At 71.5% G+C, this 24,999-nt stretch carries 19 protein-coding genes; 1 reads left to right on the forward strand and 18 read right to left on the reverse strand.

Annotation, left to right across the window (positions count from 1 at the left end; translation table 11 throughout):
- Window positions 1-128: 128 nt before the first annotated feature.
- The 17 genes from rpmA to ACFYO9_RS15840 all read right to left on the reverse strand — a co-directional run bounded on the left by rpmA (window position 129) and on the right by ACFYO9_RS15840 (window position 22,250).
- Window positions 129-383: a 50S ribosomal protein L27 gene (rpmA, locus tag ACFYO9_RS15760; protein ID WP_030564037.1), complete on the reverse strand. Its 255-nt coding sequence runs from the start codon at window positions 381-383 to the stop codon at window positions 129-131.
- 14 nt (window positions 384-397) lie between these two features.
- Window positions 398-718, reverse strand: a complete 321-nt coding sequence (gene rplU, locus ACFYO9_RS15765) for a 50S ribosomal protein L21 (RefSeq protein WP_055566950.1) — start codon at window positions 716-718, stop codon at window positions 398-400.
- 223 nt (window positions 719-941) lie between these two features.
- Window positions 942-2,294: a phospholipase D-like domain-containing protein gene (locus ACFYO9_RS15770; RefSeq protein WP_355808318.1), complete on the reverse strand. Its 1,353-nt coding sequence runs from the start codon at window positions 2,292-2,294 to the stop codon at window positions 942-944.
- Between the two features lie 237 nt (window positions 2,295-2,531).
- On the reverse strand, window positions 2,532-6,581 hold the full coding sequence (locus tag ACFYO9_RS15775; protein WP_358775993.1) for an Rne/Rng family ribonuclease: 4,050 nt from the start codon (window positions 6,579-6,581) through the stop codon (window positions 2,532-2,534).
- Between the two features lie 234 nt (window positions 6,582-6,815).
- The gene (locus ACFYO9_RS15780; RefSeq protein WP_355808312.1) at window positions 6,816-7,616 is read right to left on the reverse strand and encodes a TIGR03936 family radical SAM-associated protein; all 801 of its coding nucleotides are present in this window, start codon (window positions 7,614-7,616) and stop codon (window positions 6,816-6,818) included.
- A gap of 48 nt (window positions 7,617-7,664) precedes the next feature.
- Window positions 7,665-9,041 carry a hypothetical protein gene (locus tag ACFYO9_RS15785; RefSeq protein ID WP_358775994.1) on the reverse strand — a complete coding sequence of 459 codons (1,377 nt, stop codon included), beginning with the start codon at window positions 9,039-9,041 and terminating at the stop codon, window positions 7,665-7,667.
- A 6-nt stretch (window positions 9,042-9,047) separates the two neighbouring features.
- A complete protein-coding gene (locus ACFYO9_RS15790) occupies window positions 9,048-9,608 on the reverse strand; it encodes a GNAT family N-acetyltransferase (protein ID WP_355808307.1) in 561 nt (186 codons plus the stop codon).
- A gap of 17 nt (window positions 9,609-9,625) precedes the next feature.
- Window positions 9,626-11,551 carry a TIGR03960 family B12-binding radical SAM protein gene (locus ACFYO9_RS15795; protein WP_358775996.1) on the reverse strand — a complete coding sequence of 642 codons (1,926 nt, stop codon included), beginning with the start codon at window positions 11,549-11,551 and terminating at the stop codon, window positions 9,626-9,628.
- Between the two features lie 50 nt (window positions 11,552-11,601).
- Window positions 11,602-13,218, reverse strand: a complete 1,617-nt coding sequence (locus tag ACFYO9_RS15800; RefSeq protein ID WP_358775998.1) for a CYTH and CHAD domain-containing protein — start codon at window positions 13,216-13,218, stop codon at window positions 11,602-11,604.
- Window positions 13,219-13,278: 60 nt separating this feature from the next.
- Entirely contained in the window at window positions 13,279-14,475 is a 1,197-nt protein-coding gene (rodA, locus tag ACFYO9_RS15805) for a rod shape-determining protein RodA (protein WP_358776000.1), read from the reverse strand.
- Window positions 14,475-16,655, reverse strand: a complete 2,181-nt coding sequence (mrdA, locus tag ACFYO9_RS15810) for a penicillin-binding protein 2 (protein ID WP_355808297.1) — start codon at window positions 16,653-16,655, stop codon at window positions 14,475-14,477. The genes rodA and mrdA overlap by 1 nt, the downstream gene beginning before the upstream one ends.
- A gap of 40 nt (window positions 16,656-16,695) precedes the next feature.
- Entirely contained in the window at window positions 16,696-17,370 is a 675-nt protein-coding gene (gene mreD, locus ACFYO9_RS15815; protein ID WP_355808294.1) for a rod shape-determining protein MreD, read from the reverse strand.
- A 12-nt stretch (window positions 17,371-17,382) separates the two neighbouring features.
- On the reverse strand, window positions 17,383-18,336 hold the full coding sequence (gene mreC / locus ACFYO9_RS15820; protein ID WP_355808291.1) for a rod shape-determining protein MreC: 954 nt from the start codon (window positions 18,334-18,336) through the stop codon (window positions 17,383-17,385).
- A gap of 144 nt (window positions 18,337-18,480) precedes the next feature.
- A complete protein-coding gene (locus ACFYO9_RS15825) occupies window positions 18,481-19,500 on the reverse strand; it encodes a rod shape-determining protein (RefSeq protein WP_030362602.1) in 1,020 nt (339 codons plus the stop codon).
- Between the two features lie 348 nt (window positions 19,501-19,848).
- Window positions 19,849-20,262, reverse strand: a complete 414-nt coding sequence (gene ndk / locus ACFYO9_RS15830; RefSeq protein ID WP_355808288.1) for a nucleoside-diphosphate kinase — start codon at window positions 20,260-20,262, stop codon at window positions 19,849-19,851.
- Window positions 20,263-20,370: 108 nt separating this feature from the next.
- Window positions 20,371-20,721 (reverse strand): DUF4233 domain-containing protein, encoded by a 351-nt coding sequence (locus ACFYO9_RS15835; RefSeq protein ID WP_355808285.1) that lies wholly within the window; start codon window positions 20,719-20,721, stop codon window positions 20,371-20,373.
- 5 nt (window positions 20,722-20,726) lie between these two features.
- Entirely contained in the window at window positions 20,727-22,250 is a 1,524-nt protein-coding gene (locus ACFYO9_RS15840) for a folylpolyglutamate synthase/dihydrofolate synthase family protein (RefSeq protein WP_355808283.1), read from the reverse strand.
- A 144-nt stretch (window positions 22,251-22,394) separates the two neighbouring features.
- On the opposite strand from ACFYO9_RS15840, the gene ACFYO9_RS15845 reads away from it, so the two are divergent.
- Complete coding sequence (locus tag ACFYO9_RS15845; RefSeq protein ID WP_358776002.1) at window positions 22,395-23,411, forward strand: rod shape-determining protein; 1,017 nt, start codon at window positions 22,395-22,397, stop codon at window positions 23,409-23,411.
- A 371-nt stretch (window positions 23,412-23,782) separates the two neighbouring features.
- Here the strand turns inward: ACFYO9_RS15845 and ACFYO9_RS15850 are convergent, their stop codons facing one another.
- Window positions 23,783-24,949, reverse strand: coding sequence for a histidine kinase (locus tag ACFYO9_RS15850; protein WP_358776004.1), 1,167 nt, complete (start codon window positions 24,947-24,949; stop codon window positions 23,783-23,785).
- Between the last annotated feature and the right edge of the window lie 50 nt (window positions 24,950-24,999).

Consider the following 24,999-nt stretch of genomic DNA (forward strand, 5'->3'; position numbering starts at 1 on the left):
AGGGGGCGTACGGAAATGTCTTACGTCTAACACGCGAAAGGCGGACCCGCTTCCCGATACACCGGGAAGAGAGGTCCGCCCTCGCAGAACTCGCTCGACGAGCGACTGGTCAGTCAGTGAAGACGGACTCAGGCGACCGGAACGATGTTCACGACCTTGCGGCCGCGGTGGGTACCGAACTCCACCGCACCGGCGTCCAGCGCGAACAGGGTGTCGTCCTTGCCGCGGCCGACGCCCGAGCCCGGGTGGAAGTGGGTGCCGCGCTGGCGGACCAGGATCTCACCGGCGTTGACGGTCTGACCGCCGAAGCGCTTCACGCCGAGCCGCTGAGCATTGGAATCGCGCCCGTTCCGAGTGGACGATGCGCCCTTCTTGTGTGCCATCTTGTCTCAGTCCCTTACTTCGCAGCCGTGGGGATACCGGTGATCTTGATCGCCGTGTACTGCTGACGGTGACCCTGACGACGGCGGTAACCGGTCTTGTTCTTGTAGCGAAGGATGTCGATCTTCGCGCCCTTGTGGTGGTCCACGACCTCGGCCTGGACCTTGATGCCGGCCAGCACCCACGGGTCGCTCGTCACGGCGTCGCCGTCGACAACGAGCAGGGTCGAGAGCTCGACCGTGTCGCCAACCTTGGCAGTGGAAATCTTGTCAACCTCAACGATGTCGTCGACAGCAACCTTGTGCTGGCGACCACCGCTGCGCACGATGGCGTACACGCGGATCTCTCTCTCGCTCGGAACGGTGCCCCCGCAGTCCAGCCGCCCGCCCGAAGAGCGGAACGGCCTCTCTCCCGGAACGGGCCGACACGGCCCGGGCCACGAGAGGAAAAAGGTTTACAGGGGGTGGCGGTGCATAGGAACACGCCGACGGTCAAGGTTACGGGGCCCACCCGGAAGGGTCAAACCGGCCCCGTTCCTCCCCCGCCCAGGACGGCCGGGGTCACCTGACGGTGGGCTCGCCGTCCGGCGGCAGCGGCTTGACGCCCTTGCACAGATCCGTCTTGTCGGCGCTGCCCGGCCAGGCCACCGCCCGGGTCCGGTCGAAGTGCGAGCGGTACGTGTCGTGCACCGAGTCGTCGTCGATCTTGACGATCGCCTCGTCGTTCTCGCGCAGCGCGGGCGCCGTGTAGTTCTGCGAGCCGGTGAAGGAGATCTTGTTCCGCCTGCCGTCGTACATGCCGTCGATGAGCAGGTACTTCGAGTGGATGATGTAGGGCGTCGTGAGCGGGGTGCCCGGGTGCAGCGGGTCCCGGTCGTCGTTGAAGCAGCGCACCGAGGGGCCGCCCGACTTGTGCAGCTGCTCCCAGGTGCCCGGGGTGCCGCCCTGGCTCTTGGCGCTGTCGGTCTCCGCGTAAAGGATGCTCACCGAGCAGCCCGCCTTCTTCAGCGAGACGAGCTTGTCGGCGATCTGCTTGCGGGTGATCTTGAAGATCGCGGCGCGGACCTGGGTGTGCTTCGTGGCGCCCGCCGCGTCCTTGTACGTGCACTGCACGTTGTTCAGGACCGAGTACATGGTGTCGGTCTCGTTGACCGTGCCGTTGCGCGGGAAGAAGTACGACTTGTAGCGGCCGCTGCTGACCGTGCGGTAGTCCCAGTCCTGCCAGCGCTTGCCGACCATGTCCGTGAAGTACTCCGCGTACGCGTCGTACATCGCGGGGTTGTCCGGCAGCAGCAGCGCGTCGTTGTAGAACTTCGTGTGCGCCGACGGCGTCGAGTTCGACGTGGTCTGCACGACCACGTCCCTGGCGCCCTCGACCTCGGAGAACAGCCAGAACTTGTTGTGCATGATCGACTTGCCGTACGCCGGGTTGCCCAGGCAGGACTTGTCGGTCGGGCAGAGCGAGACGAACGACGACTTGCTCGTGTTGGTGCCGAGCGCCGTCCTCAGCTCGTTGTACGAGGTGTTCGTCGGCCGGTCCGTCTTGCTGGTGGAGTCCAGCAGGATCTGCACGTGCACGCCGCGGTTCTTGGCGTCGATCAGCGCGTCGACGACGGTGGCCTCCCACACGTGGTAGACCGCGACCTTGATCGTCGAGCCGGGCACCGCGGAGTGCGTCAGCTCGACCAGCCGGGTGCGGACCGCGTACTGCTCGTCGACGGAGCCCTTGGGGTCGTTGAAGATCGGCCCCTCGGTCCAGGTGGGCCCGGTGTCCGCCGACGCGGTCCCCACGGAGCCCGCGGCCTGGATGCCCGCCGCGGAGAGCACCGTGGCCAGCGCCACGGCCTGGCGGCCGCCCTTGACCGGTTTCACGGCACGGTGTCGTCCCGTGCCTCGCAGGCGCGTGTGCGCCATCTGTCATCCCTCCCCTGACGCGGCGCACGGTCTCCCCAACCGCGCGTTCACGTCGCTGTTCACTTATCAGACCGCATGAGTTTTACAGGTATCCCCCGGCACTCCAAGGGAGGGGGCCCCACTTCACGCTTTCGTGCAGCGGAACCCGTTTTTCCGGACAAGCCCCGTACGGGCCCCCACAGACCGGTGCCCCCTGCCCCGCACGGATGCGGAACAGGGGGCACCGGGCCGTGAAGGTCAGCCCTCGTCGGCCGCTCCGGCGGAGACACCGGACGGCGACTGCTCCGCCGCCGCGGTCTTCTTCGCCGTCGCCTTCGACGTCTTCTTGGCCGTCGTCTTCTTGGCGGCCGTCTTCTTGGCCGCGGTCTTCTTGGCGGCCGTCTTCTTCGCCGGCGCCTTCTTGGCGGCCTTGCGCGCCGTCTTCTTCGCCGGGGCGGCCTCCGCGGCGGGGGCCTCGGCCTCCGTCCCGGTCTGCTCGGCGGGCTGCTCCGCGGGCTTCTCCGCCGACGGGACGACCATGACGGCCGCCTCCGCGGAGGCGATCGGCGCGGTGGCCTTGCGGACCGCACGGCGGCGCGGACGCGGCGGCGCGGCGTCGGCGGCGGGCGCCTCGGCCACGGGCTCGGCCACCGGCTCGGCGACCTGCTCCGCCTTGGGCGCCTCCGCCACGACCACCTCGGCTGCCTCGGGCGCGGTGCCCTCGGCGGCCTTCGGCGAACCGGCCGGCGACGTCGCCTTGCGGACCGCACGACGGCGCGTACGTCCCTTGGGCGCGGCGTCGTCCTGAGCGGGGGCCTCGGCGTGCGCCTCCTGGGCCGCCTCGACGGCCTGGGGGGAGCCCACCATCGGGTCCTCGACGGCCGGGGCCTCGGTGCGGGCGACGTCGGACTCGACGACCGGGACCTCGGCGGTCTCGGCCTCGGCCCTGGCGGTTCGCTCGGCCCGCTCGGCCGCCTTCTCCGCGGCCCTGGAGCGACGGCCCGACTTCTTCGCCGACGCCTTCGGGGCGTCCGGCTGTGCGGCCTCCGCCTGCGGGGCCTCCTCGGGAGCGGACTCCGCGCGGGGAGCGCCCGCCGGAGCCGACGCGCGCCGGGTCGCACGGCGCCGCGAACGGCCCCCGCGCGAAGCGGCCGCCTCGGCCTCGGCCGCGCTGCTGTACAGCTCCTCGTCCGGGACGAACTCGGGCGCGGGCAGCGCCACCGGAGCGGCGACCTCGGCCTCGACCTCGGCCGCGGTCTCGGTGTCGTCGGCCGTCTCGTGCTCGTGCTCGTGGGTGTGGTCGTGACCGTGGTCCTGCTGGTCACCGCCGCGCCCGCGCTTCTTGCGCTTGCCGCCGCCACCGGCGGAGGACGGCTGCTCCATGTGCACGATGACGCCGCGGCCGTTGCAGTGCACGCAGGTCTCGGAGAAGGACTCCAGGAGGCCCTGGCCGACCCGCTTGCGGGTCATCTGGACCAGGCCCAGCGAGGTGACCTCGGCGACCTGGTGCTTCGTACGGTCCCGCCCGAGGCATTCGAGCAGGCGCCGCAGGACCAGGTCCCTGTTGGACTCCAGGACCATGTCGATGAAGTCGATGACGACGATGCCGCCGAGGTCGCGCAGCCGGAGCTGGCGCACGATCTCCTCGGCCGCCTCCAGGTTGTTCCTCGTGACGGTCTCTTCGAGGTTGCCGCCCTGGCCGGTGAACTTGCCGGTGTTGACGTCGACGACGATCATCGCCTCGGTCTTGTCGATCACCAGCGAACCACCGCTCGGCAGCCAGACCTTGCGGTCCAGCGCCTTGGCCAGCTGCTCGTCGATCCGGTACGTCGCGAAGACGTCGACCTCGGAGGTCCACCGCGAGAGCCGGTCGGCCAGGTCGGGCGCCACGTGCGAGACGTAGCCGTGGATGGTCTGCCACGCCTCGTCGCCGCTGACGATGACCTTGGAGAAGTCCTCGTTGAAGATGTCGCGGACCACCCGGACGGTCATGTCCGGCTCCCCGTACAGCAGGCTCGGGGAGCTGGTGGTGGACATCTTGGCCTTCTTCTGGATGTCCTCCCACTGCCCCTGGAGCCGCTCGACGTCACGGCGCAGCTCGTCCTCGCTCGCGCCCTCGGCCGCGGTGCGCACGATGACGCCGGCGTCCTCGGGGACGATCTTCTTGAGGATCGTCTTCAGACGCGCGCGCTCGGTGTCGGGCAGCTTGCGGCTGATGCCGGTCATCGAGCCCTCGGGCACGTACACGAGGTAGCGGCCGGGCAGCGAGACCTGGCTGGTCAGGCGGGCGCCCTTGTGGCCGATCGGGTCCTTGGTGACCTGTACGAGGACCGACTGGCCCGACTTCAGGGCGGACTCGATGCGGCGGGGGCCGTTGGCCATCCCGAGCGCCTCGAAGTTGACCTCACCGGCGTACAGGACGGCGTTGCGGCCCTTGCCGATGTCGATGAAGGCGGCCTCCATGGACGGCAGCACGTTCTGGACCTTGCCCAGGTAGACGTTGCCGACGTACGAGGTGGCCTGCTCCTTGTTGACGTAGTGCTCGACGAGCACGTTGTCCTCGAGGACGCCGATCTGGGTGCGCTCGCCGTTCTGGCGGACGACCATGACGCGCTCGACGGCCTCACGGCGGGCCAGGAACTCGGCCTCCGTGATGATCGGCACGCGGCGGCGGCCCTGCTCGCGGCCCTCGCGGCGGCGCTGCTTCTTGGCCTCCAGGCGGGTCGAGCCCTTGATGGAGGTGACCTCGTCGACGCCGGTGCCGAGCTCGCGCTCTTCCTTCTTGCGCGGCTCGCGGACCTTCACGACCGTACGCTCCGGGTCGCCGTCGCCCGGCTCGCCCTCGGCGGAGTCACCGGCGCGACGACGGCGGCGGCGCCGGCGACGGCTGCTGCTGGAGCCGGAACCGCCCGGCTCCGACGCCGACTCGTCGTCCTCGGAGTCGTCATCGGCCTGCTCGGCGGAGGAGCCGTCCTCGTCGGCGTGGTCCGCCTCGTCGGCGGCCGTGTCCTCGGACTCGCCCGAGACGTCGTGCTGCTCGCCGTCCTGGTCGGCGGAGTCACCGCGGCGGCGGCGACGGCCACCACGACGACGGCGGCGGCCCTGGCGCTCGCCGGCCTCCTCCGCGTCGGTGTCCGAGTCGTCGTCGCCCTGCTCGGCGGCCTCGGCGGCGGGCTCGGCAGGCTCGGCGTCGGTCCGCCGCTGCTCGGCGGCCTTGACGGGCTCGCGCTCCTCGGCGGCCGCGGGCTGCTCGTCGGCGGCGCGGCGGCGACGGCGACGGCGCGGGGTCTGCTCCTCCTCCGCCACGGGGGCGGCGGGCTCGGCGGGCTCCGGCTCGGCGGCCTCGGCGGCGGCCGCGGCGGCGGCGCGCTCCGGGGTCTGGAACATCGGCTCGGCGAAGACCGGGGCCTGGAAGACGGCGACGGCCGGACGGGCGGGCTTGCGGCCGTCCTCACCGGACTCGTCGCCCGCGGCCTGGGCCTTGCGGGCCTTGTGGCCCGACGGGGCCGAGAATCCGGCGGCGGCGGTCTTGCGGGTGGCGCGGCGGCGGCGCGGGGCCGGGGCCTCGGTCTCGGCTGCGGGCTCCTCGACGGGCGCCTGCTTCTCGGCGGCCGGCTCCTGGGCCTTCTTCGTGGCCTTCGTGGCCTTCGGCGCCTGCTCCTCGGCGGCCGCCTTCGGCTCGCCCGCGGGGGCGGACGCGCCGCGGGTGGCGCGGCGGCGGGCGCGGCGCGGGGCGGGCTCGTCGGCGACCGGCTCGGGCTCGGCCGCGGTCATGTTCTCGACCTCGGTCCTGGCCTCTGCGGCCTCTTCGACGGCGGCCGTCGCCTCGACGGTGGTGCCCTGCGGGGCGCCGGCCGGTGCGGAGGCGCGACGGGTCGCGCGGCGGCGGGCACGGGGCGCCGGAGCGGCCTCCGGCTCGGCCTCGGCCTCGGCGGGCGCTTCGGCCGCGGCGGGGGCCGGGGTCTCGGCGGGCTCGGTCACCTGCGCGGCGGCGCCCTGCGGCGCACCGGCGGGTGCGGAGGCGCGACGGGTCGCGCGGCGGCGGGCACGGGGCGCGGGAGCGGCCTCCGGCTCGGGGGCCGGGGCCTCGGTGGCCGCGGCCGCCTCTTCGGTCTCCTCGACCTCGTCCGCGTCGTCGGCGGCGTTCTGGGGGGCGGGGGTGGCCGCTATGGCCGGTGCCGCGGCTTCGGCGGCGCCCGTCGGCGGGCCCGCGGGACGCGACGCGGCGCGGCGCCTGCGGCGCGGCGGCAGGGTGTCGCTGGGGGTGTCGTTCTGCGAGCCCTCAGTGGGGTCGTTCGGCTCAAGCATGCGGGCGGTTCTCCCGTCACGCTCCCGGGCGCCGCGCCTGGTCCGGTGATGGCCGCGGCTCGCGCTGTGTGCGCGGGGCCGCCATCCGGGGGCGTGGGCGCCGCACGGGAGCTCTCTGTCTTGTCTCGCCGGTTCCGTACGCCCAAGTGCGGACGGCCTGGCGAAAGTCTCGGTCAGTGCGCTGCCCGACCCAGGTGGCTCCCGAGTACGAGGGCTGCGCGGTGACGTACGTCCTTAACGGGGGCCTTCCGGCGCCGGCACCTTCGCGGCGGCAGTTACGGCGGCCGTGGTTGATGCGGCCGTGACTGCCTCGCGGTCGGGCGCGAGCGGGTCGGTCACCGTGCCGGTCTCTTCATCGAAAAGCCCCTGCGCCAGCCTGGTCACCGCAGCGGGGACCGGCGGCGCCAGGTCGGCCACGGCTCGGAGACCGGACAGGACGTCGTCAGGTCGTACGGCAGGTGTCACGTGCCGAACAACCAGCCGCAGTATCGCACAGGGCTTGTCGGTCGGCCTATCGGTGTCGGCGGTGATCGGCGCTCCGTCGGTGACCGGGGCCAGGCTCACGACGGCCTCGCGCGCGTCGAAGGTGCGCATGCCGTTCTTGGTGCGGCGCTGGACCTCGACCTGCTCGGCGGCCGTGAACAGCTCGGCGGCACGCCCCGCCTCGGCGGGTTCCACCCCGTCCAGACGCAGTTCCCAGACGGACGCCGTCAGCCGGTCGGCGAGGCCCGAGGTGTGGGACTCGACGGCGTCGACGATGTCGAGCCCGGTGGGCATCGACTCGTCGAGGAGCTCACGGAGCTTGTCCGGGTCGCGCGGCGCGGTGAGCGCGATCTCCAGGTACTCCGCCTCACTGCCCGTGCCGGTGGGTGCGGCATTGGCGTACGACACCTTCGGGTGCGGGGTGAACCCCGCCGAGTACGCCATGGGCACCTCGGCGCGGCGCAGCGCCCGCTCGAAGGCGCGCTGGAAGTCACGGTGGCTGGTGAACCGGAGGCGGCCGCGCTTGGTGTAGCGCAGGCGGATGCGCTGCACCGCGGGTGCGGGCGGCGGGCCTACGGGCTGTCGCTTGCCCAGTGTCGCTCAGTCCTTCGTGAGTGCGGTCGTACTGCTACCTAGAGTACGTGCCTGCGGCGTGTCAGGTTCCCGCCGGGCCACCGGAACGGGTGCGGGCTCGCCGGGCGACGCCGCCACCGGCGCCGGTTCCCTCGGTGCCCCGAACAGCATCCGGCGTACGTCGGCACGGGCCTGGCGCACGCTCTGCCGGGCCGTGGCGAGGGCCTGCCGCGTGGTGCGGCCGACGCTGCGGGCGGCCTCGGCTGCGGGGCGCCACACCGCGTCGCGGACGACGTGCCCGAGGGGCGTGAGCACCGAGCGGTAGGCCCAGCGCACCGGCTCGACGAAGATCCACCGAAGGAGTCTGCCGAGGAAGCGTCCGACGACGAGGGAGATGTGCCCGGCGACACGCCAGGCGTGGCCGAGCGCGTCGCCGACCTCGCGGGCGACGACGGCGATCGCCCGGCCGACGGGGGCGAGCACCCACCGCCACAGGGCGACCACGGGGACGACGAGGATCCAGCGGCACAGTGTCGTGACGACGGTCCACAGGCCGCGCGCCAGCAGGCCGATGCCCGCGCCGATCCCGCGCGCCACCCAGGCGATGCCGTGGCCGATGGGCGTCAGCACGCGCGCGTACAGCCACACCGCCGGGATCACGAGCAACACCCGCCCCAGCCAGGCCAGTCCGAGCCCGACCGGCATGACCACGTACCGCCACAGGCCCACCCACGGCCAGACGAAGACGGCCTTGAAGAGCCAGACCAGGGCGCGCCCCACACCGCGCCCGGCCACCATGGCCCCGGCGCCGATCCCCCGGGCGAGCCAGGCGATGCCGTGCCCCATGGGCGTCAGCACGCGCGCGTACAGCCACACCGCGGGGACCACGAGCAGCATCCGCCCCAGCCAGGCGATGCCCGCGCCGATGCCGAGCACCACAGCCGTGGTCCCCCGCCCCAGCAAGCTGATCCCGGCGCCGATTCCGCGCGCCACCCAGGCGATGCCGTGCCCGATCGGCGTCAGCACGTGCGCGTACAGCCAGGTCAGGGGGACGACGAGCAGGACGTGGCCCAGCCAGGCGAGGCCCTTGCCGACCGGGACGAGCACATAGCGCCACAGGCCCACCCAGGGCCAGACGAAGACCGACTTGAACAGCCAGGTCAGCACGGTGGCGACGGCGCGTCCTGCCGGGCGCAGGGCCTTGAGCCACAGGAAGCGGCCGCACACGGCGAGCGCGTCCCACACCAGGCGCACCGGCACGACGAGTACGAGCACCACGATCCGCACCGGGACGCGGATCGCGACGGCGAGGCAGCCCTCGGCCTGCGGCGGGGGCGCCGCGGGCGGCCGCGCGACCACCTGCTCGGCGGGCTGCTGCGGCTGAGGCCGCTTTTCCAGGTCCATGGTTTCCTAGACGCGCGGGGCGCCGGTTCGGATCCGGGCGGTGCTGATCCAGTACCGCAGTTTGCCGCCCCGCTCGTCCTCGAACGTGCCGCCGGCCGCCTCGATGACCTTGCGCGAACCGGTGTTGTCGGTGTCGCAGGTCACCAGGACGGATTCCAGGCCGAGTTCGGCGGCGTACGGGAGGCAGCCGCGCAGCATGTCGGTGGCGTGGCCGCGGCGGCGGGCGGTGGGGCGCACGTCGTAGCCGATGTGGCCGCCGTACTCGCGCAGGAAGCGGGTGCCGATGGTGTGGCGGACGGTGAGCCGGCCGAAGTAGTCGGCGCCGTCGACGTACCAGAGGGTGGTGACGGGGACGGAGTGCGGCGCCGCGGGGTAGGCCGCGGCGCGCACCTCGGCGACGTACGACTCGAAGACGGCCCGGTCGCGCCAGCGGTCGCCGTAGCGGCGCAGGGTGCTGCCGAGCGTCGTGTCGTCGTCGGGCCCGCCCTGCCCCTCGGCCCGGAGCTCCTGCATCGCGGCGAGGTAGGAGCGGTGCACCCGGGCGGTGGGCAGGGCGAGATGCGGCATCCGTTCGCGCGGGAGCGCTACTTGACGACCGTCAGCGGCAGGAGCTTCTTGCCGGTCGGGCCGATCTGGATGTGGGTGTCCATCTGCGGGCACACGCCGCAGTCGAAGCACGGGGTCCAGCGGCAGTCCTCGACCTCGGTCTCGTCCAGCGAGTCCTGCCAGTCCTCCCAGAGCCAGTCCTTGTCGAGGCCGGAGTCCAGGTGGTCCCAGGGCAGGACCTCCTCGTAGCCGCGCTCGCGCGTGGTGTACCAGTCGACGTCGACGCCCACCTCGGGCAGCGTCTTGTCGGCGCAGCGCATCCAGCGCTCGTAGCTGAAGTGCTCGCGCCAGCCGTCGAAGCGGCCGCCCTCCTCGTAGACCGCGCGGATGACGGCGCCGATGCGGCGGTCACCGCGCGAGAGCAGGCCCTCGACGATACCGGGCTTGCCGTCGTGGTAGCGGAAGCCGATCGAGCGGCCGTACTTCTTGTCGCCGCGGATCCTGTCGCGGAGCTTCTCCAGGCGGGCGTCGGTCTCCTCGGCGGAGAGCTGCGGGGCCCACTGGAAGGGGGTGTGCGGCTTGGGCACGAAGCCGCCGATGGAGACCGTGCAGCGGATGTCGTTGGAGCCGGAGACCTCGCGGCCCTTCTGGATGACGTTCATCGCCATGTCGGCGATCTGCAGCACGTCCTCGTCGGTCTCGGTGGGCAGGCCGCACATGAAGTACAGCTTCACCTGGCGCCAGCCGTTGCCGTAGGCCGTCGCGACGGTGCGGATGAGGTCTTCCTCGGACACCATCTTGTTGATGACCTTGCGCATGCGCTCGGAGCCGCCCTCGGGGGCGAAGGTCAGGCCCGACCTGCGGCCGTTCCTGGTGAGCTCGTTGGCGAGGTCCACGTTGAAGGCGTCGACGCGGGTCGAGGGGAGGGACAGGCCGATCTTGTCCTCCTCGTACCGGTCGGCGAGGCCCTTGGCGACGTCGGCGATCTCGCTGTGGTCGGCGGAGGAGAGCGAGAGCAGGCCGACCTCCTCGAAACCGGTCGCCTTCAGGCCCTTCTCGACCATGTCGCCGATGCCGGTGATGCTTCGCTCCCGCACGGGGCGCGTGATCATGCCGGCCTGGCAGAAGCGGCAGCCGCGGGTGCAGCCGCGGAAGATCTCCACGGACATCCGCTCGTGGACGGTCTCGGCGAGCGGGACGAGCGGCTGCTTGGGGTAGGGCCACTCGTCGAGGTCCATGACGGTGTGCTTGGACACGCGCCACGGCACACCGCTGCGGTTGGGCACGACGCGGCCGATGCGGCCGTCCGGGAGGTACTCGACGTCGTAGAAGCCCGGGATGTAGACCGAACCGGTGCGTGCGAGGCGGAAGAGGACCTCCTCGCGGCCGCCGGGGCGGCCCTCGGCCTTCCACTCCCGGATGATCGCGGTCATGTCGAGCACGGCCTGCTCGCCGTCGCCGATGATCGCCGCGTCGATGAACTCGGCGATCGGCTCGGGGTTGAAGGCCGCGTGGCCGCCGGCGAGCACGATCGGGTCGTCCAGCGTGCGGTCCCCGGCCGCCAGCGGGATGCCGGCGAGCTCCAGGGCGGCCAGCATGTTGGTGTAGCCGAGCTCGGTGGAGAAGCTGAGGCCGAAGACGTCGAAGGCGCCGACGGGGCGGTGCGAGTCGACCGTGAACTGGGGGACCCGGTGCTCGCGCATCAGGGCCTCCAGGTCCGGCCACACGCTGTAGGTGCGCTCGGCGAGCACGCCCTCACGCTCGTTGAGGACCTCGTAGAGGATCTGGACGCCCTGGTTGGGCAGTCCGACCTCATACGCGTCCGGGTACATGAGCGCCCAGCGGACGTCGCAGGAATCCCACTGCTTGACGGTGGAGTTCAGCTCACCGCCGACGTACTGGATGGGCTTCTGCACATGCGGGAGCAGAGCTTCGAGCTGTGGGAAGACCGACTCGGCAGACATCGCGAACCTTCATGAGCGGGCAGGGGTGACCATCAAGCGTACCCCGGCGTTCACTCGCCCAGCGCCGCCCGCACCTTCCGCCGGGAGGCCTTGGCCCACACCGGTGGCAGCTCCCGCTGCCGGTCCGCGCCCGCCGCCTCCTCCTGCCCGTACAGAAGCCCCCAGGTGAAGGCGGACTCCCCCGCCATGTGTGCCTGGATGGCGAGGGCCCGCAGCTCGTCGCGGGCTACCACGCTGTCCTGGTGGTCGCCGAGGACGCCCTGTACGGCCTTCATCCGTTCGGCGAACCGGCGTGCGGGCTTGCCGAGCGCCGGGACGGCGGACTCGCCGGCGTACCGGGCGCGCTTGGCGGCCTTGCGGGCGGCGTGCAGGGCGAGGTCGCGCTCGTGGCCCGGGGGCAGGGCGAGCGCGTGTTCGATACGGGCGGCGAGGCGCGCGTAGTCCTTGCGTGCCGCCTTGGGCAGCGCCTTGGCCGGCTTCTTGGTGGCGGCGGGGCGCAGCGGGGGCGCGGCGAGCAGCGCGTCGAGGGTCTCCAGGAGGGCGAGGTAGCGCTTGGACTCCAGGACGGCGACGGTGCGGCCGCGGGCGCCGGTGCGGCGGGCGACGTCCCAGACGCGCAGCCGTCCGCGCACCGGGCCCAGGAGCAGGGTGGCGGGCAGCGCGTCGACGCGGTCGGTGAGGCGGGCGGCCAGGACCTCCTGGTCGCGGGCGACGCCCAGCTCACCCGCCAGCCACTTGAGCTCGTCGCCCACCGGATCGGTGACGGTGCGGTCGAGGATCTTCCGGTACGACTTGAAGGCGCTGCGCAGCCGGCGGGTGGCGACGCGCATCTGGTGCACGGCGTCGGGCAGGTCGCGGCGGACGGCGGGGTCGAGGGAGACGATCGCGTCGCACTGGGCGCGGAGGTAGCCGAGGACGTGGTCCCCCGCGCTCCCGGAGCCCTCGGCCGCGGCCTCCCGCACGGCTTCGGCGACGGCCTCCTTCTTGCCGGCCTTCTTGGCGCCCTTCTTGCCGCCGCCCACGGCGGTCTCGGTACGGGCCCGGCCCGCGTCGCCGTCCGGGGGCGCGGTCTCCGCGAGCGCCCTGGCCAGCTTGGACGGCGAGGCGGAGCGGCGGGCGCCCGCCTTCCTCAGCTTCTTCTCGACCTTGTCGAGGAGCGCGGGGTCGGCGCCGTCGGCCAGCTCCACCTCGGCCTCGGTCCACTCGGCGGTGCCGGTGTCGGCGGTGAGCCGTTCGGCGAGCACCCGGTCGACGGCGACCTCGGCGAGCAGGGTGCCGTCCGCGTCCACGAGGTGGCTCAGCGTCCGGGTGGACAGCAGCCGGACGACGGGGAGCAGGTCGGCGCCGCGCACCCGGGAGCGCACCAGGCCGGCGAGGTCGCGGGGCACGGCGTCGGAGAGCGGCGCGTGGATCTCGTCGCGCACGCCGTCGGCGAGGGAGACCGGCAGCTTCAGGTGCCAGCCCTCGTCGGCGCCGCCGGTGCGGCGCCGCAGGGTGACCGATCCGGCGGCCAGGCGCTGGTCGGCCGTGTCCCAGTAGACGGCGTCGAGTTCCACGACGCCTCTGTCGACGACGTCCGCGACCCCGGCCACGCCGGTCAGGTCGGGCAGCGTCGCGTCCGCCCCGACGTCGTACTTCCGCTCGATCTCGCGCTTCGTCTCCGCCATGAATTGAATCTGGACGCGAAAGACGACGGCAAACATGGCCCGGACGGACCAGGGGCTCTTCTAGGCCGACAGCGGCCGTTGCACCTTGATCGACTGGAGCAGGCCGACGGCCACCCAGACCGCGAACATCGACGAACCCCCGTAACTGACGAAGGGCAGCGGGAGGCCCGCGACCGGCATGATGCCGAGGGTCATCCCGATGTTCTCGAAGGACTGGAAGGCGAACCAGGCGATGATCCCGGCGGCGACGATCGTGCCGTACAGCTCGGTCGTCTCGCGGGCGATGCGGCAGGCACGCCACAGCACGACGCCGAGCAGCAGGAGGATCGCGCCCGCGCCGACGAAGCCGAGCTCCTCGCCCGCGACCGTGAAGACGAAGTCCGTCTGCTGTTCGGGGACGAACTGCCCGGTGGTCTGGGAGCCCTTGAACAGGCCGGTGCCGGTCAGGCCGCCGGAGCCGATCGCGATGCGCGCCTGGTTGGTGTTGTAGCCGACGCCCGCCGGGTCGAGCGCGGGGTTGGCGAACGCCGCGAACCGGGCGATCTGGTAGTCGTCGAGGACACCGAGCTGCCATATGGCGACGCCACCGGCGACGCCCGTGCCGAGCAGCCCGAACACCCAGCGGTTGGAGGCGCCCGAGGCGAGCAGCACGCCGAGCACGATCATCGCCATCACCATGACCGAACCGAGGTCGGGCATGAGCATCACGATCGCCACGGGCACGGCGGCGAGGCCGAGGGCCTGCAACACGGTGCGGTGGCCGGGGATGTCCTTGTCGCCCGCGTCGACACGGGCCGCGAGCAGCATCGCCATGCCCAGGATGATCGTGATCTTCACGAACTCGGACGGCTGCAGCGAGAAGCCGCCGCCGAGCACGATCCACGCGTGCGCGCCGTTGATCGTCGCGCCGAGCGGAGTGAGCACGAGCAGCACCAGGAAGACGGAGATGCCGTAGAGGATCGGCACGGCGGTGCGCAGCGTGCGGTGGCCGAGCCAGACGGTGCCGATCATCAGGGCGAAGCCGATGCCGGTGTTCAGGAGGTGCTTGAGCGCGAAGGAGTACGGGTCGTCGCCGACGAGCTCGGTGCGGTTGCGGGTCGCGGAGTAGACGAGGGCGGTGCCGATCCCGGAGAGCGCGATCGCCGCGAAGAGCATCGGCCAGTCGAGCCGGCGCACTATCGAGTCGCGGGCCAGCAGCCGCGAGACGCCGGAGCGCTGGGGTCCGTACCCGGAGACAGAGAAGCCGTTGCCGGTCATCAGTCCCGCCTCCACTTCTCGGCCGGGGGCCCGGCCAGCTGCTGCTCCTCGGCGGGCGGCTTGGGCGCCGCCGGCTTGTACGGCTTGATCTTCGGGGACTTGATGGAGCCGTCGGTCTCGATCTTCGGCAGCTTCTTCTGCGGCTCGGGCAGCAGCGCCTTCTTGCCGTCCTGCTTGCCCTCGTCGTCCAGGCCGTAGATCGCGTTGTAGATCTGCCGCACGGCGGGTCCCGAGGCACCGGAACCCGTACCGCCCTGGGAGATCGTCATGACGATCGTGTAGTCCTTGGTGTACGTCGCGAACCACGAGGTGGTCTGCTTGCCGTAGACCTCGGCCGTACCGGTCTTGGCGTGCATCGGGATCTTCTTCTGCGGCCATCCCTGGAACCGCCAGGCCGCCGTGCCGCGCGTGGCGACATCGGCGAGGGCACCGTCTATGTCCTTCTGCAGCGCGGCGTCCATCGGCAGCCTGCCGTGGGACGTGGGCGGGATCTCCTCGACCCGCCTGCCGTCGGCGCTGACGATCGCCTTGCCGACGGTGGGGTCGTGCAGGGTGCCGCCGTTGGCGATGGCGGAGTAGATGGTGGCCATCTGGATCGGCGTGACGAGGGTGTCGCCCTGGCCGATGGAGTAGTTGACGGAGTCACCGGCGCGCATCTTCATGCCTTCGAGGCAGTTCTCGTAGGCGATGCGCTCGGCGTAGTCGCCGCCGGTCTTCTTGCCCTGCTTGCACCAGGCGTCCTTGTTGGCCTTCCAGTAGTCCTTCTTCCACTGGCGGTCGGGGACGCGTCCGGTGACCTCGTTGGGCAGGTCGATGCCGGTCTCCTTGCCGAGGCCGAACTGGTGGGCGGTCTTGTAGAACCAGTCCTTGGGGTGCTTGGCCGGCTTGTTGCCGCCGTCCTTGTTCCACTGGTCGTGCGACAGCTTGTAGAAGACGGTGTCGCAGGAGACCTCGAGGGCCTGGCCGAGGGTGATGTTGCCGTGGCCCTTGGACTCGTAGTTCTGGAAGGTCTGGCCGCCGATGGAGTACGAACTGGGGCACGGGTAGCGCCCGTTGAAGTCGTAGCCCGCGTTGACCGCCGCGGTGGTCGGGATGACCTTGAAGATCGAGCCGGGGGCGGCCTGGCCCTGGATGGCGCGGTTGAGCAGCGGGTAGTTGGACTGCTTGCCGGTGAGCTGGGCGTAGTCCTTGCCGGAGATGCCGCCGACCCAGGCGTTCGGGTCGTACGTCGGGTTGGACGCCATGGAGACGACGCGGCCGGTCTTGTTCTCCATGACGACGACGGCGCCCGCGTCGGCCTTGTAGTTCTCGCCGGTGTTCTTGTCGAACTCCTGGCGGGCCTTCTTCATCGCGTCGTTCAGCCAGTACTCGGAGACGGCCTGCACGCGCGCGTCGATGCTGGTGACCACGTTGGCCCCGGGCTGGGCCTCGTCGGACTTGGCCTTGCCGATGACGCGGCCGAGGTTGTCGACCTCGTAGCGGGTGACGCCTGCCTTGCCGCGCAGCTGCTTGTCGTACGTGCGCTCCAGACCGGAGCGGCCGACCATGTCGGAGCGCAGGAACGGCGAGTCGGTGTCCTTGGCCTTGTTGATCTCGTCGTCGGTGACGGGCGAGAGGTAGCCGAGCACCTGTGCGGTGTTGGACTTGCCGGGGGCGGCGTAGCGGCGGACGGCGGTGGGCTCGGCCGTGATGCCGGGGAAGTCCTCGGAGCGCTCGCGGATCTGCAGCGCCTGCTTGGGCGTGGCCTCGTCGGTGATCGGGATCGGCTGGTACGGCGAGCCGTTCCAGCAGGGCTGCGGCGTCTTGGCGTCGCAGAGGCGGACCTTGCCCTCGACCTCTTCGGGCTTCAGGTCGAGGACGTCGGCGAGCTTGGCGAGGACCGCCTTGCCGTCGTCCTTCATCTTCATCAGGTCGGTGCGGGACGCGGAGACGACCAGTCGGGTCTCGTTGTCGGCGATCGGCACGCCGCGGGCGTCCAGGATCGAGCCGCGCACGGCGGGCTGGACGACCTGCTGGACGTGGTTGCCGGAGGCCTCCTCGGCGTATTCGTCGCCGTTGCGGACCTGGAGGTACCAGAGGCGGCCGCCGAGGGTGAGCAGGAGGGAGAAGACGAGGATCTGGATGACGATGAGACGGATCTGGACGCGTGGGGTCCGTCCGGTCTCCGGAATGTTGGTCACTTCTCCCCTCCCCGGGGTGTGCCGTCGAAGTCAGTCGCCGTCACAGGCGCTTGACCCCCTTGATGCGCCCGGCGCGAGCGACCCGGGCCTTGGCGGCCTTGGCCCGGAGGCCGCCGCCGCGCTGGTTGCCGATGCGCAGTCCGGTGCCGGAGGAGAGCCAGCCCGCGGAGACGTCGGCCGCCTTGTTGGCGGGCGAGCCCTCCCCGAGCGGGTCGTTCTCGGCGCGCCGGGCCAGCGCGATGATCAGCGGCACCGTGAAGGGCGCGAGCAGCAGGTCGTAGAGGGCCGCGGTGAACAGCAGGCCGACCAGGCCCACATGGCGGGCCGCGGTGTCCCCGACGAGCGAGCCGACGCCCGCGTACAGCAGCGTCGAGCCGATGGCGGCGCTGACGACCACGACGAGCGGTCCGGTGGCGGAGCGGAGTCTGCCGTGGTCGGGCTTGGCGAGCCCCGCGAGGTAGCCGACGACGCAGAGCACCAGCGCGTACCGCCCGGCGGCGTGGTCGGCGGGCGGCGCGAAGTCGGAGAGGAGCCCGGCGCAGAAGCCGACGAGGGCGCCGCCGACGTGGCCGTAGACCAGGGCGAGGCCGAGGACGGTGAGCAGCACCAGGTCGGGGACCGCGCCGGGCAGCTGGAGCCGGGCGAGCACACAGACCTGGATGACCAGGGCGACGACGACGAGGGCGGTGGACAGCAGGATTCGGTTGAGGCGCATGGATCCGGTCTCCTACTGCTCGTTGCCGTCGTCGGCGCCGTCGGCCGGGGGCTGTCCGGACGGGGTGGCCGTGACGGTCACCGTCGGCGTCGGCTTGGGCTTCTCGGGCTTCTTCGGCAGGACGGTGTCGCGCGGGTCCTCGCGCGGCGCCTCGACGACGACACCGACGATGTCGAGCTTGGTGAACCCGACGTACGGCTTCACGTAGACGGTGCGGGTGAGGTCGCCGCCGGAGGGGTCGACGCGGACGACCTCGCCGACGGGCACGCCGGGCACGAACGGCTTGTCCTTGCGGGAGCCGAAGGTGACGAGCCGGTCGCCCTTCTTGACCTCGGCCTTGCCGTTGAGCAGCTGGACGGAGAGGTTGCGGTCGCCCTGGCCGGTGGCGAAGCCGAGCTCGTCGGTCTTCTCCATGCGGGTGCCGACGGTGAAGTCGGGGTCGTTGGCGAGCAGGACGGTCGCGGTGCCCGGGCCGACCGTGGTGATGCGGCCGACCAGGCCGTCGCCGTTCAGGACGGTCATGTCGCGCTTGAGTCCGTCGTTCGCGCCGGCGTCGATGGTGACGGTCCAGGAGAAGCCCTGGGCCGCTCCTATCCCGATGACCTCGGCGCCCTTGATGCCGTACTGCCCGGCGCCCGCCTTCTTCAGCATGCTGTCGAGCTGCTGCACCCGGCTGCGGTTGCGGTCGTCGCTGCCGAGTCTCGCCTTCAGGGCGGCGTTCTGACGCTCCAGTTCGGCGATGCGGTTGTGGCGCTCTCCGGAGTCGCGTACCGCGCCGATGGCGTTGCCGATCGGGTCGACGGCGGAGGACATGCCCTCCTCGACCGGACCGAACACCGTCGCGGCGCCCCGGCGGGCACCGTCGACCGGTGAGTCCTCGCCGCCGCGGATGTCCACCGTGATCAATGCGAACGCGATGGCGACCAGCAGCACCAGGAGCAGCCGACTCTCTCGTGTGTCCCTCACGTGCGGCGGCGTGCCTTCCTCAATCGATTCCGTGGACTCTGCGGGATCCACGGGTTTCTGGGGAATTCTTCTGCTGTGCCTCTATATCAACGATCCGCCGCACGAGAGGGCAGGCACTCGTACGGCGGATGTCGGCGCGTCAGATCATCTGCGCGGCTGGGCGTCAAGCACTTGCTGCAACGCCTCGAACTCCTCGACACACTTTCCGGAGCCCAGCGCCACGCTGTCGAGCGGGTCCTCGGCGATGTGGATCGGCATGCCGGTCTCCCGGCGAAGCCGCTCGTCGAGGCCGCGCAGCAGGGCGCCGCCACCGGTGAGAACGATGCCGCGGTCCATCACGTCACCCGACAGTTCCGGCGGGCACTTGTCGAGGGTGGTCTTGACCGCGTCCACGATCGCGTTGACCGGCTCCTCGATGGCCTTGCGGACCTCGGCGGCGGAGATGACGACGGTCTTGGGCAGCCCGGAGACCAGGTCGCGGCCGCGGATCTCGGTGTGCTCGTCGGCGTCCATGTCGTACGCCGAGCCGATGGTGATCTTGATCTGTTCGGCGGTGCGCTCGCCGAGGAGGAGGGAGTACTCCTTCTTGATGTGCTGGATGATCGCGTTGTCCAGCTCGTCGCCGGCGACGCGGATCGACTGTGCCGTGACGATTCCGCCGAGCGAGATGACGGCGACCTCGGTGGTGCCGCCGCCGATGTCCACCACCATGTTGCCGGTGGCCTCGTGGACCGGCAGGCCGGAGCCGATGGCCGCGGCCATGGGCTCCTCGATGATGTGCACCTGGCGCGCGCCGGCCTGCGAGGAGGCCTCGATGACGGCGCGGCGCTCGACGCCCGTGATGCCCGAGGGCACGCAGACGACGACGCGCGGGCGGGCGAGGTAGCGGCGCTTGTGGATCTTCAGGATGAAGTAGCGCAGCATCCGCTCGGTGATCTCGAAGTCGGCGATGACGCCGTCCTTCAGCGGGCGCACCGCGACGATGTTGCCGGGGGTGCGCCCGATCATCTTCTTCGCCTCGGCGCCGACCGCGAGGATGCCACCGGTGTTGGTGTTGATCGCGACGACGGACGGCTCGTTGAGTACGATCCCCCGACCCCTGACGTACACCAGCGTGTTGGCGGTCCCGAGGTCGACAGCCATGTCACGGCCGATGAACGACATGTTGTTCCCCATGAGGATGCGTCTGGCCTTCCCTATTGGAGCGTTTGATGGCTTTTTAGGTAGGCGAGGTGGGTGCTGTGTGGCAGTGGAGGCTTCCATCGTAGTCTCGGCTGCGCGAACACGGCGCTAGGGTCTTCGCCATTGTCAGCAGATGATGCGGCGCCTCGCCTTTTCAGACGTGCCATCGGTGGCACGGGTTCCCCCGATCGGGGCTGCATATGCCAGAGGACGGCCGAAATCCACCGGCCGTCCCCGCTCCGCCGCGCCCCCGTCCTGACGCCACGTCAGGAAATCCTGACGAAGTCTTTCCGTTCCGGGGGCGCGCCGCCTCGGCGGTTTCCCGGCAGGTCAGACGAGACCCGGGAAGAAGATCTTCAGCTCGCGCTCCGCGGACTCCTCGGAGTCCGAGGCGTGGATCAGGTTCTCCCGGACGATGGTGCCGAAGTCGCCGCGGATGGAACCGGGGGCGGCGGCGATCGGGTCGGTCGGTCCCGCGAGCGCGCGCACGCCCTCGATGACCCGCTCGCCCTCGACGACGAGCGCGACGACCGGCCCCGACGACATGAAGGCGACCAGCGGCTCGTAGAAGGGCTTGCCCTTGTGCTCGCCGTAGTGCTGCTCGAGGGTCTCCTGGTCCAGTGAACGCAGCTCCAGCGCGGAGATCGTCCAGCCCGCCTTGCGCTCGATGCGGCCGATGATCTCTCCGATCAGACCACGACGGACGGCGTCGGGCTTCAGCAGGACGAGGGTGCGCTGGCTCATGTGCGGCTCCAAGAGGTGTTCTCGCGGTCTTCGCGTTCTGTACGACCGCGGGGGTTGCCCGGCACGATACCGAGCCGCCGCGGGCCCGCGTGCCGCAGGGCTGCGGGCTCAGGCCGCCTCGGCCTCCGCGGCCTGCGCGGCGAACCGGGCCTTCGCCTCGTCGATCTTGCGGCCGAAGTGGACCGACGCCCACCACAGGGCGGCGAAGACGGCGCCCAGGAAGAACATCGTCGGCACCACGAAGCCGCTCGCGATCAGCGCGATCTGCAGGGCCCAGCCGAGCTGCACCCCGCCGGGCCGGGTGATCATTCCGCAGAGCAGGAGGCTCAGCAGCATCGCGACACCGCAGACCGTCCAGACCGTGCCCATGGACAGGTCCTCGTCCTTCATGGCGACCAGACCCGCGAAGCCGATCACGAAGAACTCGCCGATCAGCGTCGAAGCACAGAGCATACGCACAGGAATCAGCCCCTCCCCAGGAGCAGTCGGGCCTCGCCGACCGTGATGACGGAACCGGTGACGAGGACTCCGCCGCCGGCGTACTCCCCCTCTTCCTCGGCGAGGGTGATCGCCGCCTCCAGGGCGTCGTCGAGACGCGGCTCGACCTGTACGCGGTCGTCGCCGAAGACCTCGACGGCGAGACCGGCGAGCTCGTCGGCGTCCATCGAGCGGTGGCTGGAGTTCTGCGTGACGACGACCTCGGCGAAGATCGGCTCGAAGGCCTCCAGGAGGCCCCGCACATCCTTGTCGCCGCTCGCGCCGACCACGCCGATGAGCCGGCTGAAGTCGAAGACCTCGCTGATCGCGGCGGCGGTGGCGCGGGCGCCCGCCGGGTTGTGCGCGGCGTCCAGGACGACGGTGGGCGAGCGGCGCACCACCTCAAGGCGGCCGGGCGAGGCGACCGAGGCGAAGGCCTTGCGGATCGTGTCGATGTCGAGCGGGCGGGCGTGCTGCGAGCCGATGCCGAAGAACGCCTCGACGGCGGAGAGCGCCACCGCGGCGTTGTGCGCCTGGTACTCGCCGTGCAGCGGCAGGAAGATCTCCTCGTACTCCCCGCCCAGGCCGCGCAGCGTCAGGAGCTGGCCGCCGACCGCCACCCGGCGGGAGACGACGCCGAACTCCAGGCCCTCGCGGGCGACCGTCGCGTCCACGTCGACGGCCTTCTTCAGGAGCACCTGCGCGGCGTCCACCGGCTGCTGGGCCATGATCACCGTCGAGTCCGGCTTGATGATGCCGGCCTTCTCCTTGGCGATCTCGCCGGGCGTGGAGCCCAGGCGGTCCGTGTGGTCCAGGTCGATGGGGGTGATGACGGCGACCGAGCCGTCGATCACGTTCGTCGCGTCCCAGCTGCCGCCCATGCCGACCTCGACGACGGCCACATCGACCGGGGCGTCCGCGAAGGCCGCGTACGCCATGCCGGTGAGGATCTCGAAGAAGGAGAGGCGGTACTCCTCCCTGGCGTCGACCATCTCCACGTACGGCTTGATGTCCCGGTAGGTCTCGACGAAGCGCTCGGCCTCCATCGGGGCGCCGTCCAGGCTGATCCGCTCGGTGATCGACTGCACGTGCGGCGAGGTGTACCGGCCGGTGCGCAGATCGAAGGCGGACAGCAGCGCCTCGACCATGCGGGCCGTGGACGTCTTGCCGTTGGTGCCCGTGATGTGGATCGAGGGGTACGCGCGCTGGGGCTCGCCGAGGACGTCCATCAGCGCGGCGATGCGGCGGACGGAGGGCTCCAGCTTGGTCTCGCCCCAGCGGCCCGCGAGCTCCGTCTCCACCTCGCGCAGGGCCTTGTCCACCTCCGGGTCGGTGGGGCGGGCGGGGATGTCGCCGTCCGGCGGGCCCGCCTGGGTGCGCAGGGTGCGGCTGCCGGCCTCGATCACCGCGAGGTCGGGATCGCGGTCCGTCTCGGCACCGACGATCTCTTCGAAGGGGTCGCCGTCGGCGGGTCGGTCGGCGCTGTCGTCGTGCGGGGGGAACTCACTCACGTACGTCAGTCTACGGAGCGCCACCGACACGTGCCGTCAGGACCTCCGGGTCGGCCCCCGCCGTCTTCGTCGGGACCTTCGGCCCGTCCGATTCGGGACTTTGGTCCCTCCGCTTTCGCGGGCCGCCGGGCAAACTTGGCGATCATGGACATAGGTATCGACCTCGGCACTGCGAACACCCTCCTCTACGTGCGCGGCAAGGGGATCGTGCTCAACGAGCCGTCCGTGGTCGCCGTCCGGGCGGACCGGGGCGGCAAGAGCGGCGTGCTCGCCGTGGGCACGGAGGCCAAGGAGACGATCGGGCGCACGCCCGGGTCCATCACCGCCATCCGTCCGCTGCGGGACGGTGTGATCAGCGACTACGAGGCCGCCGAGGAGATGATCCGGCACTTCGTGCGCAAGGCCGTGCCGGGGCGCAGGCCCCGTACCCGGATGGTCGTGTGCGTGCCGAGCGGGGTCACACCCGTCGAGCGGCGCGCGATCGTGCACGCGTCGCAGCGGGCCGGGGCGCGGGCCGTGCACATCGTGGAGGAGCCGATGGCGGCGGCCATCGGGGCGGGCCTGCCGGTCGCCGAGCCGCGCGGCTCGATGGTGGTCGACATCGGCGGCGGCACGACGGAGGTCGCGGTGATCTCCCTGGGCGGCATCGTCACGGCCCAGTCGCTGCGGGTGGGCGGCGACCGGCTCGACATGGCCATCACCGACTACGTGCGCAAGGAGCACTCCCTGCTCATCGGGGAGCGCACCGCCGAGGACATCAAGGTCGGCGTCGGCTCGGCGTGGCCGGTGCCGGGCGAGGACGCCCTGGAGATGCGGACGTTCACCGTGCGGGGGCGGGAGAAGGTGGGCGGCCTGCCGAAGACCGTCGACCTGACGGCGCGTGAGGTACGGGCGGCTCTGGACGAGCCGGTCGAGCAGATCATCGCCGCGGTCAAGACGACGCTGGAGGAGTGCCCGCCGGAGCTGTCCGGCGACATCATGGAGCACGGGATCGTGCTCACGGGTGGCGGCGCGCTGCTCCCCGGACTCGACCTGAGGATCGCCTCCGGCACGGGGATTCCCGTCTTCGTGGCGGAGGATCCGCTGGACAGCGTGGCCATGGGGTGCGGGAAGTGCGTGGAGGACTTCGATGGGCTGGAGCGGGTGATGTCAGCGGCGTAGGCCTCCCGGCCGGGGTGACGGTACTTGTCTGCGGGTGGGTGGGGGTTGCTCGCGCAGTTCCCCGCGCCCCTTAAGGGTGGGTTCTTCACCTGCGGGTGGGTGGGGGCTGGTCGCGCCGTTCCCCGCGCCCCTGGGGGTGTTTTTGTCTGCGGCCCGGCGGGGGCTGGTCGCGCAGTTCCCCGCGCCCCTGGGTGGTCCACCGCATCGCCCCCTGAGGCAGCCCCCTGAGGACGACGGACGCGAGGCCTACCTAAGGGGCGCGGGGAACGGCGCGAGCAACCCCCACCAACCCGCAGACGAAGAACGCACCCTTAAGGGGCGCGGGGAACTGCGCGGCCAGCCCCCGCCCACCCGCAGCAAACGCCGCGCCGTCACGTGGTCGTCAGTTCGCCCGGCGAGAGGGTGGCCAGGACCTCGTACACGTCCCCCCGCGGCCCCGCCGCGAACGTGCCGCCCACCGCGCGGATCCGTTCCGCCATCCCCGTCGTTCCCGTGCCCGCGGAGACCGGCGCGGCGGCGGGGGCCGTCGTGGGGAGCGGGTTGCTGACCGTGATCCGCAAGCGGTCGCCCCGCAGCGCCACCCGCACCGTGACCTTCTCCCCCGGCGCGTGCTTCGCCGCGTTCGTCAGGCACTCCTGGACCACCCGGTGCACCGCCGCCTGTCGCAGCGGCGAGAGGCGGTGCGCCGCGTCGTCGATCACCAGGTCGACGGGGCTGCCCGCGCGGCCACTGCGCTCGGCGAGGCCGGGCAGCGCGTCGAGCCCGGGCGTCGGGGCCCCGTCCGTGCCGCGCTGCACGATGATCTCGTTCAGCATCTGGTGCGCACTGCGCGCCGTCTCCGAGAGTTCCTCGAACTCGTTCTCGAAGGCGCCGCCCGTGGCCCGCCGCGCCAGCACCTGGGACCGCACGCTCAACAGGGTCAGCTCACGGCCCACGAAGTCGTGCACGTCCCGCGCGATGCGCACCCGCTCCTGCTGGACGGCGTGCAGCGCGTCCGTCTCCGCGCGCTGCGCGGCCAGGGCCTGGACCAGATCCTGGCGGTTCGCCGCGACACCGACGCCCGCCGCGAGCACACCGATCGGGACGACCAGACTCAGGAAAGAGCCGATCGTGGCCCCCCGGTGCACCGGCCAGCCCGGCAGGTTGAACATCACGAAGGCGAACCCGACGTACCCGATCACTCCGAGCGTGCCCGCGAGACGCCCCCGGTAGCGGCCCAGGGAGTACAGCACGAACTGGGCCAGCGTCAGCTCGTGCAGCCAGCCCAGGAAGAGCAGCGCGATCCCGTACGTCAGCCAGGGCAGCCTGCGCCGCACCAGCAGGGTGGCGGCGCCGGCCGCCAGGGCCAGGACGGCGAGCGGGCCGTTGAGGGAGTTGTCCGCCTCGGCGAGACCGGGGACGTCCAGGCTCATCAGGGCGAAGGCGCTGAGCGCCGTGAGCACGTCCAGCGCGCGCGGTGCCCGGGACCAGCGGTCGACGAGACGGCCGACCGGGGCCGCCGCCTGGCGTATCGCCTGGGCGGCGGGCAGGATGCGCATGCCTTCCATCATCCAAGGTCTTTCGGCCCGTTCCACCGGACTTAGGTCCT

Source organism: Streptomyces sp. NPDC005863, from assembly GCF_042871345.1.
Classification (GTDB): Bacteria; Actinomycetota; Actinomycetes; order Streptomycetales; family Streptomycetaceae; genus Streptomyces.